Raw genomic sequence first — 14,051 nt, 5'->3', positions numbered from 1 at the left:
CACCCCCAACGAGTTGATCAAGAGGTTTGCGTCAGGGATCCGTCCTGTGGCGACGCCAACCTCTTGATCGACGCGGGCGGAGGCGGGCGAGTGCGAGGGCGGCGGGAGTGGTACCAGGTCGCGAAGAGGGCCACGGCCAGGAGGAGTTCCGCCAGGTCGCCGCCGTAGTACATGAGTTGGGCGGCGGAGCGGAACGCTTCCGGATCCCGGTCGGTGAGGCCGGGCGGGAGGGTTTCGGCCTGGGCGTACAGGTACTTGGCCAGCACGGCGTGACCGGCCGCCGCGCCGAGGAGCGCGCCGACCCGGACCGCCATTCCCGGGCGGCGCGGCGCCGGGTCCGGCCCGGCCAACGACCAGGCGAAGAGGTACCCGGCGGCCAGGTAGTGCAGGTGTACGGCGTGGTGCAGGGCGGGGTGGCGTTCGGCCGCCGCGTACAGCGGGGTGAGCAGCACCAGGGCCAACCCGCCGGTGGTCAGCAGCGCGGCGGTGACCGGGTGGGCGAGCAGGTGCAGCGGGCGGGCGCGCAGCAGCCGGCCCACCGGCCGGCGCACCGGCGGCGGCGCGACGTGCAGCAACAGCGTCACCGGGGCGCCCAGCACCAGCCCGAGCGGTGCCAGCATGCCGAGCAGCAGGTGCTGCGCCATGTGCCCACGCGGGTCGTCGGAGGTCTGGGCGAGCGGGCCGACGGCGACCGCCAGCAGGGCGCAGCCGACCAGCCAGGCGGCGGTGCGCCGGTGGTGCCAGCCCCGTGGGTCGCGGACGGCGGCCAGCAGGTAGCCGCCCGCCAGCACGGCGACCGGGAACAGCGGGAGCCACGCCGGCCCGCCCGCACCGTGCCCGGCGTGCGCCAGCGGCACGGTCACCGCGCGTCGCCGCCGGGCCGGCGGGATCGGGCCCACCACAGCACAGCGGCGCCGGCCAACAGCAGCACCACGCCGGACGCGATCCACAGCACGTCGTACGGCAGCAGGTGGACGCCGTAGCGGATCTGGTGCAGCCGGAGCACCTTGTGGTCGACGATCCCGTCGAAGACCTGGAATCCACCGGCACCGAGCAGGAAGCCACCCCACGCCGGCCGGTTCGACAGGGCACGTCGTCGACGCAGGTCGGCGAACCAGAAGAACCCGCCGACCAGGATGATCAGTTCGGCGGCGTGCAGCAGCCCGTCGGAGAGCAGCGCCACCGAGGGGGTGGAGCGGTCGTAGAAGTGGTGCCAGGCGAGCAGCTGGTGGAAGACGATCTCGTCCACCGCTGCCATGATCGCGATGCCGATCAGGACGCCGACGAGGGTGGAGGCACGAACGTCGACGGCGCGTCGACTGGACAGGCGTGCATCAGCCATCACACACCTCGCATCCACGTCGGGCTGGCCTCAAGCTACCCCGGACCGGCCGAATCATGCCGCCGAAGCCGAAGCCGAAGCCGACGCCGGGCCGGACGGGCCGGTCACATCCCCGTTTCGTGACTTCCGGGCCACTAGCGGCATGATCATGGAGCCTGGAGAGGTAGCGACAGCCAGATCCCGAGAAGGAGGTGCCCGTGCCCGACGCTGACGAACTCGTCGCCAGTGCGCTCGCGGCGGTACGCGGCACCGACGTACGGCACGCCGAACGGCAGTTGGACCACCTGATGGTCGGCACCGGCGTCGCGGACGGCAGCACCTCCGTGGACGCGGCACTGCTGCGTCGACTGGTCCGTGCTCTCGGCCGGCTGTGGCCGCGCGGGTGGCAGCCGGTCGACGTGGACCGGATCACCGGTCGACGGCTCGACGCCCGGGCTGCCCGGCTGGTCCGCGACGCGATGGTGGTTCAGCGCCGCGACCAGGCCGAGCCGGTCCCGGCCTGGTGGGACGATCAGCTACGCGCGTTGGCGGCAACCACCGGTGACGACCGCAGCGTGCTGACCAGCTGGGCGGCCCGGGAGGGGCTGGACCGGGCGGACGCGCTCCGGACCGCCGTGGACACTCTCGCGCTGCTGGAGAGCCTGCCGCCGATCGCCGTGCTGCGCCCACCGCCGGGCACGAGCGGCGCGGCACTGTCCCGCGCCACCGGCCCGGCTCGCAGCGGGTCGCCGATGCTCGATCGGGTACGCGCGCTGCTGGCCAAGGCCGAGTCGACCACCTTCCCGGCGGAGGCGGAGGCGTTGACCGGTAAGGCCCAGGAGCTGATCGCCCGGCACAGCATCGACGAGGCGCTGCTGGCCGCCGGGGCGGAGAGCGGCGACCTGCCCGGCGGGGTGCGGCTGAGCACCGACACCCCGTACGCGGGCGCGAAGGCGCTGCTGGTGCAGGAGGTGGCGGCGGCAAACCGGTGCGAGGCGGTCTGGTCCGACGATCTCGGCTTCGCCACCGTGCTGGGCTGGCCCGCCGATCTGATGGCGGTGGAGTTGCTCTACACGTCGCTGCTGGTCCAGGCCACTGCGGCGATGCTGCGCGGACGCGCCGAGCGGCGGCCGGGGTCGGGGCGACGGACGAAGGTCTGGGACGAGTCCTTCCTCAACGCGTTCGCGCTGCGGATCGGCGAGCGGCTGCGGACGGCCACCGAGGCGGCGACCGACGCGGCGGACCAGGCGGCGGCAGAGACGGCCGGGGCGGAACGGCTGTTGCCGGTGCTCGCGGCGCGGGGCGAGGCGGTCCGGGAGCGGTTGGCCACGCTCTTCCCCGGGGTCACCCGGCGCCGACTCAGCGTGCGCGACGCCGAGGGCTGGTCGTCCGGCACCTCGGCCGCCGACCGGGCGTCACTGGACGTCGGCGGCGGTCGAAAACCGCGACAGGTGCCCGGCCGACCCGATCCGCGCTGACCGCTGCGGCGTGGGACCGCCCTCTGCGCAGGTTTCTGCGCTTTTCTTCGGTACGCGGTAGGGATCGGGGGAACGGCTCCGACCTTCCGGTGAGCCGCGCCCCGATCGGGGTGCGACCAGAGCCTGAGGAGCATCGCCGTGAAGTACATGCTGCTGATCTGGAACCGGCCCGGCTTCACCGAGGGGCTGAGCGAGCAGGATCGCACCGCCCTCTTCGGTGAGGTCGACGAGATCATGAAGGAGCTGACCGAGACCGGCGAGCTGATCGGCGGCCAAGCGTTGGCCAATCCGTCGCAGACGTTGACGGTCCGACTCGTCGACGGCAGCCCCGAGGTTCTCGACGGTCCGTTCATGGAGAGCAAGGAGCAGTTCGCGGGCTACCTGGCCGTGGACTGTGACAGCCCGCAGCGGGCTGCCGAGATCGCCGCCCGCTGGCCGGACGTCCGGTACGGCGGCGCGATGGAGGTCCGCCCGATCATGGACGAGGCCGGGACGGAGATGTGACCGAGGACCGGACGGTCGAGGACCTGCTGCGCACCTTCGCGCCGCAGGTCCTCGGCCTGCTGGTCCGTCGGCACGGGCAGTTCGACAGGTGCGAGGACGCGGTCCAGGAGGCGTTGCTCGCCGCCGCGACGCAGTGGCCCGGGCAGGGCGTACCGGACAATCCGCGCGCCTGGTTGCTCACCGTGGCCACCCGCCGGCTCACCGACGAATGGCGCAGCGAGAGCGCGCGTCGGGACCGCGAGGTGGCGGTGGCGCGACGCGAGCCGGCGTACGCCGGGGTGGCACCGGCGGCCGACGCGGAGCCCAGCGTTCCGGCCGACGACGACACCCTCATGCTGCTGTTCCTCTGCTGCCACCCGGCGCTGCCCGGCTCGGCGCAGGTGGCGCTGACCTTGCGGGCGGTCGGCGGTCTCAGCACCGCCCAGATCGCCCGGGCGCACCTGGTGCCCGAGGCGACGATGAGTCAACGCATCCGGCGGGCCAAGCAGCGGATTGAGGCCGCCGGGGCCCGGTTCACCATGCCCGGGCCGGCGGAGCGGGCCGAGCGGCTGGGGGCGGTGCTGCGGGTGCTCTACCTGATCTTCAATGAGGGCTACACCGCGTCCAGTGGCCCGGACCTGCGCCGGGCCGAGTTGACCGGCGAGGCGATCCGGTTGGCCCGCATCCTCCGCGGGCTGCTGCCCGACGACGGTGAGGTGACCGGGCTGCTGGCGCTGATGCTGCTGACCGACGCGCACCGGGCGGCGCGGGTGGGGCCGGACGGAGAGTTGGTGCCGCTGGCCGAGCAGGACCGCTCCCGGTGGGACGCCGCCGCCATCGCGGAGGGGGTCGCACTGATCACGGAGGCGTTGACCTGGTCGCCGCCCGGCCCGTACCAGCTCCAGGCGGCGATCGCCGCGGTGCACGCCGAAGCCCCCACGGCGGCCGAGACGGACTGGCGGCAGATCGTGGCGCTCTACCGGCTGCTGGCCCGGGTCGCGCCGAACCCGATGGTCACCCTGAACCAGGCGGTGGCGGTGGCCATGGTGGACGGGCCCCGGGCCGGGCTCGCGGTGCTCACGCCGTTGGACGCCGACGACCGCACGGCCGGACACCACCGGCTGGCCGCCGTCCGGGCTCACCTGTTGGAACTGGCCGGGGAGGTCGGTGCGGCGCGGGAGGCGTACCTGGCTGCGGCGCGTGGCACCACGAGCCGACCGGAGCAGCGGTATCTGGAGGTGCGGGCGGCCCGGCTGACCGGCCAGGGGTGACCGGCGACATCTTGCCGTTTCGGCAATTTACTTTGCACATTGGCCCGGGGCCCGGTCACAGTCGTGGGCGACGCGCGAAGGAGCAGGCACCGATGACCGAACAGCACGAGTTCGACAAGGACTACTGGGAGCGGCACTGGCAGCAGACGCACCCCGGCCGCCCCGGCGCGATGGGCACCAGCCCCGCGCACCCGTACCTGGCCCGGGAGACCGGCGGCCTGTCGCCGGGCTCCGCGCTGGACGCCGGGTGCGGCGCCGGTGCCGAGGCGATCTGGCTCGCCTCCCACGGCTGGCAGGTCACCGCTGTCGACATCGCCCCCGTCGCTCTCGCCCGGGCCGCCGAACGGGCGGCCGAGAGCGGGGTGTCCGAGCGGGTGCGATGGGTGGCGGCGGACCTGACGACCTGGGCCCCGGAAACGCCGTTCGACCTGGTCACCACGCACTACGCGCACCCCGCGATGCCGCAGCTGGCGTTCTACGACCGCATCGCCGGGTGGGTGACCCCCGGCGGCACCCTCCTGATCGTCGGACATCTGCACACCTCGGAGGCTCCCGCGTCGGGACACGGACACGGACACGGGCCGGGGCACCACCCGCCGGACGAGGCATCGGTCACCCTCGCCGACATCACCGCCGGCCTGGACGGCAGCACCTGGGAGATCGTCACCGCCGAGGAGCACCGCCGCACGGTGCCGGGCCGCCAGGCCCCGCTGTACGACGTGGTCGTCCGCGCCACCCGACGCCAGTGAGCACAGCGCTGCCGGCCGCCGGGCGCCCCGGCGGCCGGCAGCGGCGGTCACACCTCGGGTTCGATGGCCGGGCAGCTGGCACCCCGGGCGGGCACCACCAGACCGATCAGGTACGAGTCGACGGCTCGTTGCACGCACGGGCTGCTGCTGTAGCTGCCGTGCCCCCACCCCTGGTAGGTGAGCATCGTGCCGTGCCGGCCCAACTGCCGCGCCACGTTGCGCGCCCAGTCGTAGCCCGTGGCCGGGTCGTGCACGGTGGCGGCCAGCAGCAGCGGCACGTCGGTGTGCACCCGTAGCCGATGCTGCGGGTTGGCCACCGGCGTCGGGGTGCCCAGGCAGGTGACTGGGGCGAACAGCGCGGGCGGGTAGCGCAAATCCGGCGCGAGCAGCGCCGCACGGCGCAGATGTCCGACGTACTCACGGTAGTCGCGGACCGGCAGGCTCCAGTCCTGACAGAAGACCGCGAAGGGGTACGGAGCCACGGCGTCGCCGGTCGATGGACCGACGCTTCGCATGGCGGTGGCGGCGTCCATCTCGCCCAGCCACTCGGCCAGGCCCGGCCACCGCCAGGTGTCGTAGAACTCCTTGTGGGTGAGCCGGCTCAACTCGAACGGGGTCAGCACCACGCCGGGCCGCTTCGGGTCGGTCAGCAGACCGCGCTCGGCCCGTGCGTGCAGCCCCACCCAGATCGCCCGAAAGTCCCGACGGTGCAGGGCGCAGGCCGTGGACCGGTCGCACCAGGCGACGAACTCGTCGAACGCGTCCTCCGCGGTGACGGCCTGGCTGTCCAGGAAGGCGCGGGTGCCGAGGCTGTGGTCCATGGTGGCCTCCAGCACCATGGCCCGGACCCGATCGGGGTACAACTCGGCGTACCGCTGCCCGAGCAGGGTGCCGTACGAGCTGCCGTGGAAGGTCAGCTGCCGTTCGCCGAGCGCGGCGCGGACCGCGTCCAGGTCGTGGGCGGCGCTGGTGGTGTCGACGTGGTCGTAGAGCGCCCCGGTGCGGGCCCGGCAGTCGGCGCGCAGCAGCGCGTTGCCGGCAAGTGTCGCGTCGAACTGGGCCTGGTCGGCGATCACCTGCGGTTGCCGGGCGAGCAGGTCCCGGGCGCAGACCACCGGGTGGCTGCCGCCGGTGCCGCGTGGGTCGAAGCTGACGATGTCGAACCGGGCACGCAGGTCGGCGCTGAATCGGGAGCTGCCGTCCACCACCCGGTCGACTCCGCTGTCGCCCGGCCCTCCGGGGCCGAAGACCAGCGCGCCTTCCCGGGTGCCCGGGTCGGCGACCCGGCGGGCCAGCGACAGGTTGAAGCGCTCACCCCCGGGTCGGTTCCAGTCCACCGGCAGCGACAAGGTGCCGCACTCGGCGCTGGCGTCAGTGGCGCAGGGCCGCCAGTCGATCGTCGGGGCGGGCTGTGGTCGGGCGGCGGCCGGGCTCGTCGGGGTCAGTCCTACGGCCGTCAGGGCCAGGGCCACCGCCCACCCGATGGCGGATTTGCGTACGCGCAGCATGAGGTGCTGTCCTCTCCTCGAAGGAGCGTTGCCGGTGAAACTCGCCCACCGGGCGAGGTGATGCTGCTTCCACCCGGGCCGTCGAGTAGCCGCTCGACGGCCCGGGGCCTCCCGCAGTCGGGTCAGTCGACCTCGCGCAGGACGCGTTCGAGCGTTGTCATCCGGGTCTCCATGCCGCCCAGCCGACCGTCCATCGCTGCGAGCAGCCGGGCGTTCTCCGCCTGGGCCTGAGCGGCCGTCTCGGCGATCCGGCGGTAGTCGTCCGCGCGGGCCGCCTCGTACCGGGACCGCCGGGTCTTGGCGAGCTGCACGACCGTCACCGTGAACACGCTGATCAGCAGGGCGAAGACGCCGATCGCGCCGACCACCTCGGTCCAGTCGTGATCGCTCATCGCTGCGCTCCTGGCTGCTCTCCCGAGTCGGGCACGGTCAGCGTCTCGACCGCCGCCGCGATGACCGCGGGGGTGAGTGTGAGCACGAATGGCTCCACCTCGTAGTAGTTCATGGCCTTCCCGTCCTCCGACAACTCCAGGCGGGCGGTGACCAGACCGGCCGCCGCCAGCTTCCGTAGGTGGACCTGCAACAGCGCTCGACTGATGCCCAGTTGCCGGGCCAGCCCGCTGACGTACGCACGCTCGCGGGCCAGCGCGGCGACGACCCGCAGCCGGTGCGGGTTGGCCAGGGTGGCCAGGACCCGGACCAGGTCGTCACCGGTCGGCGGTGAGGCGGTGCTCATAACCAGCCCTTGCACATGCCAAGGAAAGTTAGCAGGTGCCGGCGAACTGCGGTGCGAAGGGAAGGCGGAATCAGGGGGATCTCAGGGTCGGCGAAAAAGGCCGGACAGACAGCACGCCGGGCCGGTGATGATCACCGGCCCGGCGTGCGGGTTACGTCGTACGTCAGCTCTTGAAGGCGTCCTTGATCTTCTCGCCCGCCTGCTTGAGCTTGGCGGTGGACTGGTCAGCGCGACCCTCCGCCTCCAGCTGCTCGTTGTCGGTGGCCCGACCGGCGCCTTCCTTCAGCTTGCCGGTCGCGTCCTCGGTGGCGTTGTTGATCTTGTCATCGAAACCCATTGCCAACCTCCATTGCCAGCGTCGCTACACCACAGAGGTACCCCCGCTGTCGCCGGCTCAACCGTCACCGTCGTCACAGATCGGCAGCGGCCGGACGAAAGCGACGCAGCCGCAGGCTGTTGGCCACCACGAAGACCGAGGAGAGCGCCATCGTGGCACCGGCGATCATCGGGTTGAGCAGCCCGGCGGCGGCCAACGGCAGGGCCGCCACGTTGTAGCCGAATGCCCAGAACAGATTGCCCCGAATGATGCCGAGCGTGCGCCGGGACAACCGGATGGCGTCCACGGCGGCGTCCAGGTCACCCCGGACCAGGGTGAGGTCAGCCGCCTCGATCGCCACGTCGGTGCCGGTACCCATGGCCAGCCCGAGATCGGCCTGGGCCAGTGCCGGGGCGTCGTTCACCCCGTCACCGACCATCGCCACCGACCGCCCCTCGGCCTGGAGCCGCTTGACCACGTCGACCTTCCCGGCCGGCAGCACCTCGGCGATCACCTCGTCGATGCCCACCTCGGCGGCGACCGCGCGGGCCACGGTGTTGTTGTCCCCGGTCAGCAGCACCGGGGTGAGCCCCAACCCGCGCAGTCGGGCCACCGCCGCCCGGCTGCTCGGCCGGACCATGTCGGCGACCGCGAGCACGCCGTGGGCCCGCCCGTCCCAGCCGGCGACGATCGCCGTCCGGCCGGCGACCTCCGCGTCGCGCACGGCCCACTCGACCTCCGGTGGTACGTCGAACCCACGCTCGCGCAGCAGGCGGACCCGGCCGACCAGCACGTCCCGACCGTCGACGGCGCCGGTCACCCCCAACCCTTCGAGGTTGCCGAAGTCGGTCACCGGGGGCAGCGCGCCCACATCGGTGGCCGCGGCGGCGACCGCACGGGCGATCGGGTGCTCGGAGGCGGCCTCCACCGCCCCGGCGAGCCGGAGCAGCTCGGCCCGGTCCACACCGCTGGCCGGCACCACATCCACCACTGCCATCCGGCCGGTCGTCACGGTGCCGGTCTTGTCGAGCACCACGGTGTCCACCCGTCGGGTCGACTCCAGCACCTCCGGTCCCTTGATCAGAACACCGAGCTGGGCGCCCCGACCGGTGCCGACGAGCAACGCGGTCGGGGTGGCCAGGCCGAGCGCGCACGGACAAGCGATGATCAACACGGCCACGGCGGCGGTGAACGCGGCGGTCGGGCCCGCCCCGGTGCCGAGCCACCAACCCAGCGTGCCGACGGCGAGGGTGATGACGATGGGCACGAACACTCCGGAGATCCGGTCCGCCAACCGCTGCACCGCCGCCTTGCCACTCTGCGCCTGCTCCACCAGGTCAGCCATCCGGGCCAGCTGGGTGTCCGCGCCGACCCGGGTGGCGGTGACGATCAGCCGCCCGCCCGCGTTGATCGTCGCGCCCACCACGCCGTCGCCCGGGGCCACCTCGACCGGCACCGACTCACCGGTGAGCATGCTGGCGTCGACAGCGGAGGTGCCCTCGTCGACCACCCCGTCGGTGGCGATCTTCTCCCCGGGGCGGACCACGAACCGGTCGCCGACGACGAGCCGGTCCACCGGGATCAGGGTCTCCACCCCGTCGCGCAGCACCGCCACGTCCTTGGCGCCGAGGTCGAGCAGGGCCCGCAGGGCGGCACCGGCGGTGCGCTTGGACCGGGCCTCGAAGTAGCGGCCGGCCAGGATGAACACGGTGACCCCGGCGGCCGCCTCCAGGTAGATGTTCCCGGCGCCGTCGGTGCGGGTGATGTCGAAGCGGAACGGGTGCGTCATCCCGGGCATCCCCGCGTCGCCGAGGAAGAGCGCCCACAGCGACCACCCGAACGCGGCCAGCGTGCCGAGCGACACCAGGGTGTCCATCGTGGCGGCACCGTGCCGCAGGTTCGTCCAGGCGGCCCGGTGGAACGGCAGCCCGCCCCAGACCACCACCGGGGCGGCCAGGGTCAGCGACAGCCACTGCCAGTAGTCGAACTGCCAGGCCGGGACCATGGCCAGCAGGACCACCGGCACGCTCAGGGCCACCGAGACCCAGAGCCGGGTACGCGGGCCCCGCAACGGGTCGACCGGAGGTTCCGCGCTGGGCGGGGCCGGCAGCGCCGCCGTGTAACCGGTCTTCTGGACGGTCTCGATCAGGTCGTCCGGCGTGACGTCGTCGGCGTACCGGACTGTCGCCTTCTCGGTGGCGTAGTTGACGGTGGCGCTCACCCCGTCCATCCGGTTGAGCTTCTTCTCGATCCGGGCGGCGCACGCGGCGCACGTCATCCCACCGATCGCGAGTTCGATCCGGTTCGGTGCCTCGGGCAGCGGTCTGCTGGTGGTGGTCATCGTCAGGTCCCGTCAGTTGTGTCCGTGCCCGGGGGTGCCGTGGTCGGCCGTGCCGGTCGGTGCGGGCCCGCTCGGGCCGCTGACGTCTCCGGCCGGGGCAGCGCCGGCGACGACGGTGAACTCGGCGGTGCGCACCCGCCCGCCGTGCTTGAAGTCGAGGTAGAGCCGGTAGCTGCCGGCCGAGGGCACCTCGGCGAGGAAGGTGACCGCCGGGCCGGGCTGGGTACGCCCGTCGCCTGGCGTCCCGTCCGGGTGCACGTGCAGGTACGCCAGGTCACCCCGGCGCAGCGCCACCAGGTGCCCGTACGCGCCCAGGTAGGGCTCCAGGTCGGTGACCGGCTGCCCGTCCCGGCTGATGCTCAGGGTCAGCGCCGAGGTGCGGCCCGGCTGCGGCACACCGGTCAGGGTGACCGTGTAGCCGTCGACGGTGGTGCTGGTCGCCGGAGCGGGCAACGGCCGTTCGGTCAGCTCGCCGGGGACTGTCACGTCGACGCCGAGAGTCAGCGGCTCACCCCCGGTCGGGGTGAAGTCGGCGAACGCCCGCCACTGCCCGGGGCCGGCCAGTGGGGTGTCGACCCGCCAGGTGCCGTCCGGGGCCAGCTCGGGGTGGACGTGGCGGAAGCCGGAGAGGTCCCGTCGGGCGACGATCAGGTGCATCTGCTTGTCGTGCGCCACCTCGTACCGGGTGACCGGTCGGCCGTCCGGGCCGGCGATCCGGAAGGCGAACTCGCCGGCCGGTGCGTCGACCGGTTCGAGGGTGTAGCCGTTCTCGGAGACGAGGAGCCCGCCGGGGAGCTGGTCGGCCGCACCGCCGTGCTCGTCCGCCGACGGGGCGACGGCAGCGTCGGGCCGGCTCTCGGCCACCGGGGCGGGGTCGACGACCCGGCCGACCCCGTAGGCAGCGCCGAAGACCGCCGTCAGGCCGACGGCGAACCCGGCCAGTTTCGTCACGGTACGCACGTCGGCCTGCCGATCACGCGTCGACGAGGTCGTAACCGGCCTCGTCGACAGCGGCCCGGACGACAGCGGTGTCCAGCGGCTGATCGCTGCTGACGGTGACCCGGCCGGAGGCGAGGTCGACCTGGACGTCTGACACACCCGCGATGGCACCGACCTCGGCGCTCACCGCGCTGACGCAATGCCCACAGGTCATGCCCTGCACCTGGTACGTCGTGTTGACCATCGGATCGTCTCCTTTACGGTACCGGTACCCGGTGGGGGTATCCCATCGGAACACGACCGTACCATACCCCCCAGGGGTACGCTATCCTGGTCGACATGACCGCACCCACCCCGATCCGCGGATACACCGCCAGCAAGGACCAGCTGCTCGCGCGGCTCCGCCGCGTCGAGGGGCAGGTCCGGGGCATCGAGAAGATGGTCGACGACGACCGCTACTGCATCGACGTGCTCACCCAGATCTCCGCGATCCAGGCCGCCCTCGACAAGGTGGCCCTCGGACTGCTCGACGGGCACGCCCGGCACTGCATGCACGAGGGCGCCGCCGAGGGCAGAGCCGACGAGATGGCCACCGAGATGATGGCGGCGGTCGGCCGGCTCATGAAGCGCGGCTGAGGGCGTCAGTCCGACACGGGATAGAGACGGACCCGCCGCAGCAACTGCGCGTTGAGCGCCACCACGATGGTGGACGCCGACATCAGCACCGCGGCCACCGCCGGGCTCAACGTCACGCCGGCCCCGGCCAGCACCCCGGCGGCCAGCGGCAGCGCCACCACGTTGTAGCCGGCCGCCCAGGCCAGGTTCTGTCGCATCTTCCGGTACGACGCGCGGGACAGCCGGACCACCGCCCCCACCCCGCGCGGGTCCGAGGACGCCAGCACCACCCCGGCGGACTCGATCGCCACATCGGTGCCCGCGCCGATGGCGATGCCCACGTCCGCTCGGGCCAACGCCGGCGCGTCGTTCACCCCGTCGCCCACCATCGCCACCAGCAACCCCCGCCGCTGCAGCTCGGCCACCCGATCGTCCTTCTCCGCCGGCAGCACCTCGGCGAAGACCTCGTCGACGCCGGGTCGGAACCCGAGGTCGGCGGCGACCGCCTCGGCCACCGGCCGCGCGTCACCGGTGATCATGGCGATGGTGCGGACACCCTCGGCCCGCAACTCGTCGACGGCGCGCCGGGCCTCCGGACGCACCTCGTCGGTCAACGCGAACGCGCCGAGCACGGCGTCCGGCAACCGCACCAGGTGCAGCACCGCGGCACCCCGCGCCGACCACCGCCCGGTCGCCACCTCCAGCTCCGCCGGCAGCGACAGGTCCAGCTCCCGCAGCAGCGTCGGCCCGCCCACCGCGTACCGCGTACCGTCGATGGTCGCCTGCACCCCTCGGCCCGGCAGCGACCGGAATTCGGCGGCCCGGGCCGGGCCGGTCGACCCGGCCGCCGCCACTATCGCCCGGGCCAACGGATGTTCGCTCTCCGATTCGACGCCGGCCGCGATCCGCAACACCTCGTCCCGCTCGACGCCCGGCACCGTCACCAGGTCGGTCATCCCGTGTTCGCCCCGGGTCAGGGTGCCGGTCTTGTCGAAGAGCACCGCGCCGACGGTCCGCATCCGTTCCAACGCCAGTCGGTCCTTGACCAGGATCCCGGACCGCGCGGCGAGCGCGGTGGAGAGCGCGACGACCAGGGGGATGGCGAGACCCAGCGCGTGCGGGCAGGCGATCACCAGGACGGTGACCGCACGGACCACCGCCTCGTCCGGCTGACCGAGCGCGGTCCAGACCAGCACGGTCAGCACGGCGGTGCCCGTGGCCAGGTAGAACAGCGCGGCGGCGAACCGGTCGGCCAGCAGCTGGGCGCGCCCACCCGAGCCCTGCGCCTGCGCCACCATCCGCTGGATGCCGGCGAGGGCCGTCTGCTCACCCACCGCCTCGACGCGTACCCGGATCGCCGAGTCGGTGGCGACGGTACCGGCCACCACCCGGTCGCCCGTCGATCGGGCGACCGGTCGCGACTCGCCGGTGATCATCGACTCGTCCAGCTCGGCGTCGCCCTCGACGACCCGACCGTCCGCCGGCACCCGACCTCCCGGCCGGACCAGCACCACGTCGCCGATCCGCAGACCGGTCACCGGCACCGCCTCGACCCGCCCGTCCGCCGTCACCCGTTCGGCCTCGTCCGGCAGCAGCGCGGCCAACGCCGCCAGCGCCCCCCGGGCCTGCCCGATGGCCTTTATCTCCTGCCAGTGCCCGAGCAGCATGATGGTGACCAGCGCGGCCAACTCCCACCAGAAGTCCAGGTCGAAGGCGCCGACGCTGGTCGCCAGGGACGCGGTGTAGGCGACGGTGATCGCCATCGCGACCAGCAGCATCATCCCCGGCGCCCGGTCCCGCACCTCCCGGACCGCGCCGACCAGGAACGGCCAACCGCCCCACCAGAACACCACCGAGCCGAGCACCGGGCCCACCCAGGACCGGCCGGGGACGTCGTCCAAGGCCAGGCCCAGCTGGTCCGACACGAGATGACTCGTCAGCACCACCGGGACGGTCAACACCAGGCAGACCCAGAACCGGCGGCGGAACATCGCCGGATCGTGCCCGGCGTGCTTGTCGTGCCCGGAATGCCCGGCGGGCCCGGCGGGCCTGTCGTGTGGCAACGGTCCGGCGTGTTGCCGATGGTCGGGGTCGGACGGCGACAGAGCGGGCATGACTCCAACATGCCGGTCCGAGGGCCGCCACGCGAGCGATTCGGCCGCCGACACTCCACCACGACCTGCGGCCCCGCCACCGGCTGGCTAGCATCTCCCACGATGCCCCTCCGGATACCGCCGCACAGTCGGGCACTGACGCCGCCACGATGTGACGTCGGCTCCGGCCGGCCGGGCCGA

15 protein-coding genes are annotated in these 14,051 nt (G+C 73.1%); 5 read left to right on the top strand and 10 right to left on the bottom strand.

The genetic code is table 11. The features are described 5' to 3' along the window. Positions 1–17 precede the first annotated feature (17 nt). A complete protein-coding gene (locus tag QSK15_RS03360; protein WP_285792829.1) occupies positions 18–863 on the bottom strand; it encodes a cytochrome c oxidase assembly protein in 846 nt (281 codons plus the stop codon). Beyond that, entirely contained in the window at positions 860–1,342 is a 483-nt protein-coding gene (locus QSK15_RS03355; protein WP_285792828.1) for a DUF2243 domain-containing protein, read from the bottom strand. Before QSK15_RS03355 ends, QSK15_RS03360 begins: the two co-directional genes overlap by 4 nt. A gap of 197 nt (positions 1,343–1,539) precedes the next feature. On the opposite strand from QSK15_RS03355, the gene QSK15_RS03350 reads away from it, so the two are divergent. From QSK15_RS03350 to QSK15_RS03335, 4 genes are all read left to right on the top strand, one after another. After that, on the top strand, positions 1,540–2,799 hold the full coding sequence (locus QSK15_RS03350; RefSeq protein WP_285792827.1) for a DUF2786 domain-containing protein: 1,260 nt from the start codon (positions 1,540–1,542) through the stop codon (positions 2,797–2,799). A 147-nt stretch (positions 2,800–2,946) separates the two neighbouring features. Further along, on the top strand, positions 2,947–3,303 hold the full coding sequence (locus QSK15_RS03345) for a YciI family protein (RefSeq protein WP_245233552.1): 357 nt from the start codon (positions 2,947–2,949) through the stop codon (positions 3,301–3,303). Continuing rightward, the gene (locus tag QSK15_RS03340; protein ID WP_285792826.1) at positions 3,300–4,553 is read left to right on the top strand and encodes an RNA polymerase sigma factor; all 1,254 of its coding nucleotides are present in this window, start codon (positions 3,300–3,302) and stop codon (positions 4,551–4,553) included. Before QSK15_RS03345 ends, QSK15_RS03340 begins: the two co-directional genes overlap by 4 nt. A gap of 92 nt (positions 4,554–4,645) precedes the next feature. After that, positions 4,646–5,302 carry a class I SAM-dependent methyltransferase gene (locus QSK15_RS03335; RefSeq protein WP_285792825.1) on the top strand — a complete coding sequence of 219 codons (657 nt, stop codon included), beginning with the start codon at positions 4,646–4,648 and terminating at the stop codon, positions 5,300–5,302. A 47-nt stretch (positions 5,303–5,349) separates the two neighbouring features. Here QSK15_RS03335 and QSK15_RS03330 read toward each other — a convergent pair whose 3' ends face one another. The 7 genes from QSK15_RS03330 to QSK15_RS03300 all read right to left on the bottom strand — a co-directional run bounded on the left by QSK15_RS03330 (position 5,350) and on the right by QSK15_RS03300 (position 11,386). Continuing rightward, positions 5,350–6,810 carry an alpha/beta hydrolase gene (locus QSK15_RS03330; RefSeq protein ID WP_285792824.1) on the bottom strand — a complete coding sequence of 487 codons (1,461 nt, stop codon included), beginning with the start codon at positions 6,808–6,810 and terminating at the stop codon, positions 5,350–5,352. Between the two features lie 122 nt (positions 6,811–6,932). Beyond that, a complete protein-coding gene (locus tag QSK15_RS03325) occupies positions 6,933–7,202 on the bottom strand; it encodes a hypothetical protein (protein ID WP_285792823.1) in 270 nt (89 codons plus the stop codon). Beyond that, complete coding sequence (locus tag QSK15_RS03320) at positions 7,199–7,546, bottom strand: ArsR/SmtB family transcription factor (RefSeq protein WP_285792822.1); 348 nt, start codon at positions 7,544–7,546, stop codon at positions 7,199–7,201. Before QSK15_RS03320 ends, QSK15_RS03325 begins: the two co-directional genes overlap by 4 nt. 163 nt (positions 7,547–7,709) lie before the next feature. After that, complete coding sequence (locus QSK15_RS03315) at positions 7,710–7,883, bottom strand: CsbD family protein (protein WP_036410891.1); 174 nt, start codon at positions 7,881–7,883, stop codon at positions 7,710–7,712. A 73-nt stretch (positions 7,884–7,956) separates the two neighbouring features. After that, complete coding sequence (locus tag QSK15_RS03310; RefSeq protein ID WP_285792821.1) at positions 7,957–10,203, bottom strand: heavy metal translocating P-type ATPase; 2,247 nt, start codon at positions 10,201–10,203, stop codon at positions 7,957–7,959. Between the two features lie 12 nt (positions 10,204–10,215). Beyond that, a complete protein-coding gene (locus tag QSK15_RS03305; protein WP_285792820.1) occupies positions 10,216–11,163 on the bottom strand; it encodes a DUF8832 domain-containing protein in 948 nt (315 codons plus the stop codon). Positions 11,164–11,176: 13 nt separating this feature from the next. Next, complete coding sequence (locus QSK15_RS03300) at positions 11,177–11,386, bottom strand: heavy-metal-associated domain-containing protein (RefSeq protein WP_030329539.1); 210 nt, start codon at positions 11,384–11,386, stop codon at positions 11,177–11,179. A gap of 95 nt (positions 11,387–11,481) precedes the next feature. Here QSK15_RS03300 and QSK15_RS03295 point away from each other — a divergent pair, with 95 nt between their 5' ends. Next, the gene (locus QSK15_RS03295) at positions 11,482–11,778 is read left to right on the top strand and encodes a metal-sensitive transcriptional regulator (protein ID WP_030329541.1); all 297 of its coding nucleotides are present in this window, start codon (positions 11,482–11,484) and stop codon (positions 11,776–11,778) included. Between the two features lie 5 nt (positions 11,779–11,783). On the opposite strand, the gene QSK15_RS03290 is transcribed toward QSK15_RS03295, so the two are convergent. Then, positions 11,784–13,871 (bottom strand): heavy metal translocating P-type ATPase, encoded by a 2,088-nt coding sequence (locus tag QSK15_RS03290; RefSeq protein WP_285792819.1) that lies wholly within the window; start codon positions 13,869–13,871, stop codon positions 11,784–11,786. Between the last annotated feature and the right edge of the window lie 180 nt (positions 13,872–14,051).

This window comes from Micromonospora sp. NBRC 107095, assembly GCF_030269705.1.
Classification (GTDB): Bacteria; Actinomycetota; Actinomycetes; order Mycobacteriales; family Micromonosporaceae; genus Micromonospora; species Micromonospora parva.
This window is presented reverse-complemented; position numbering and strand designations above follow the sequence as displayed.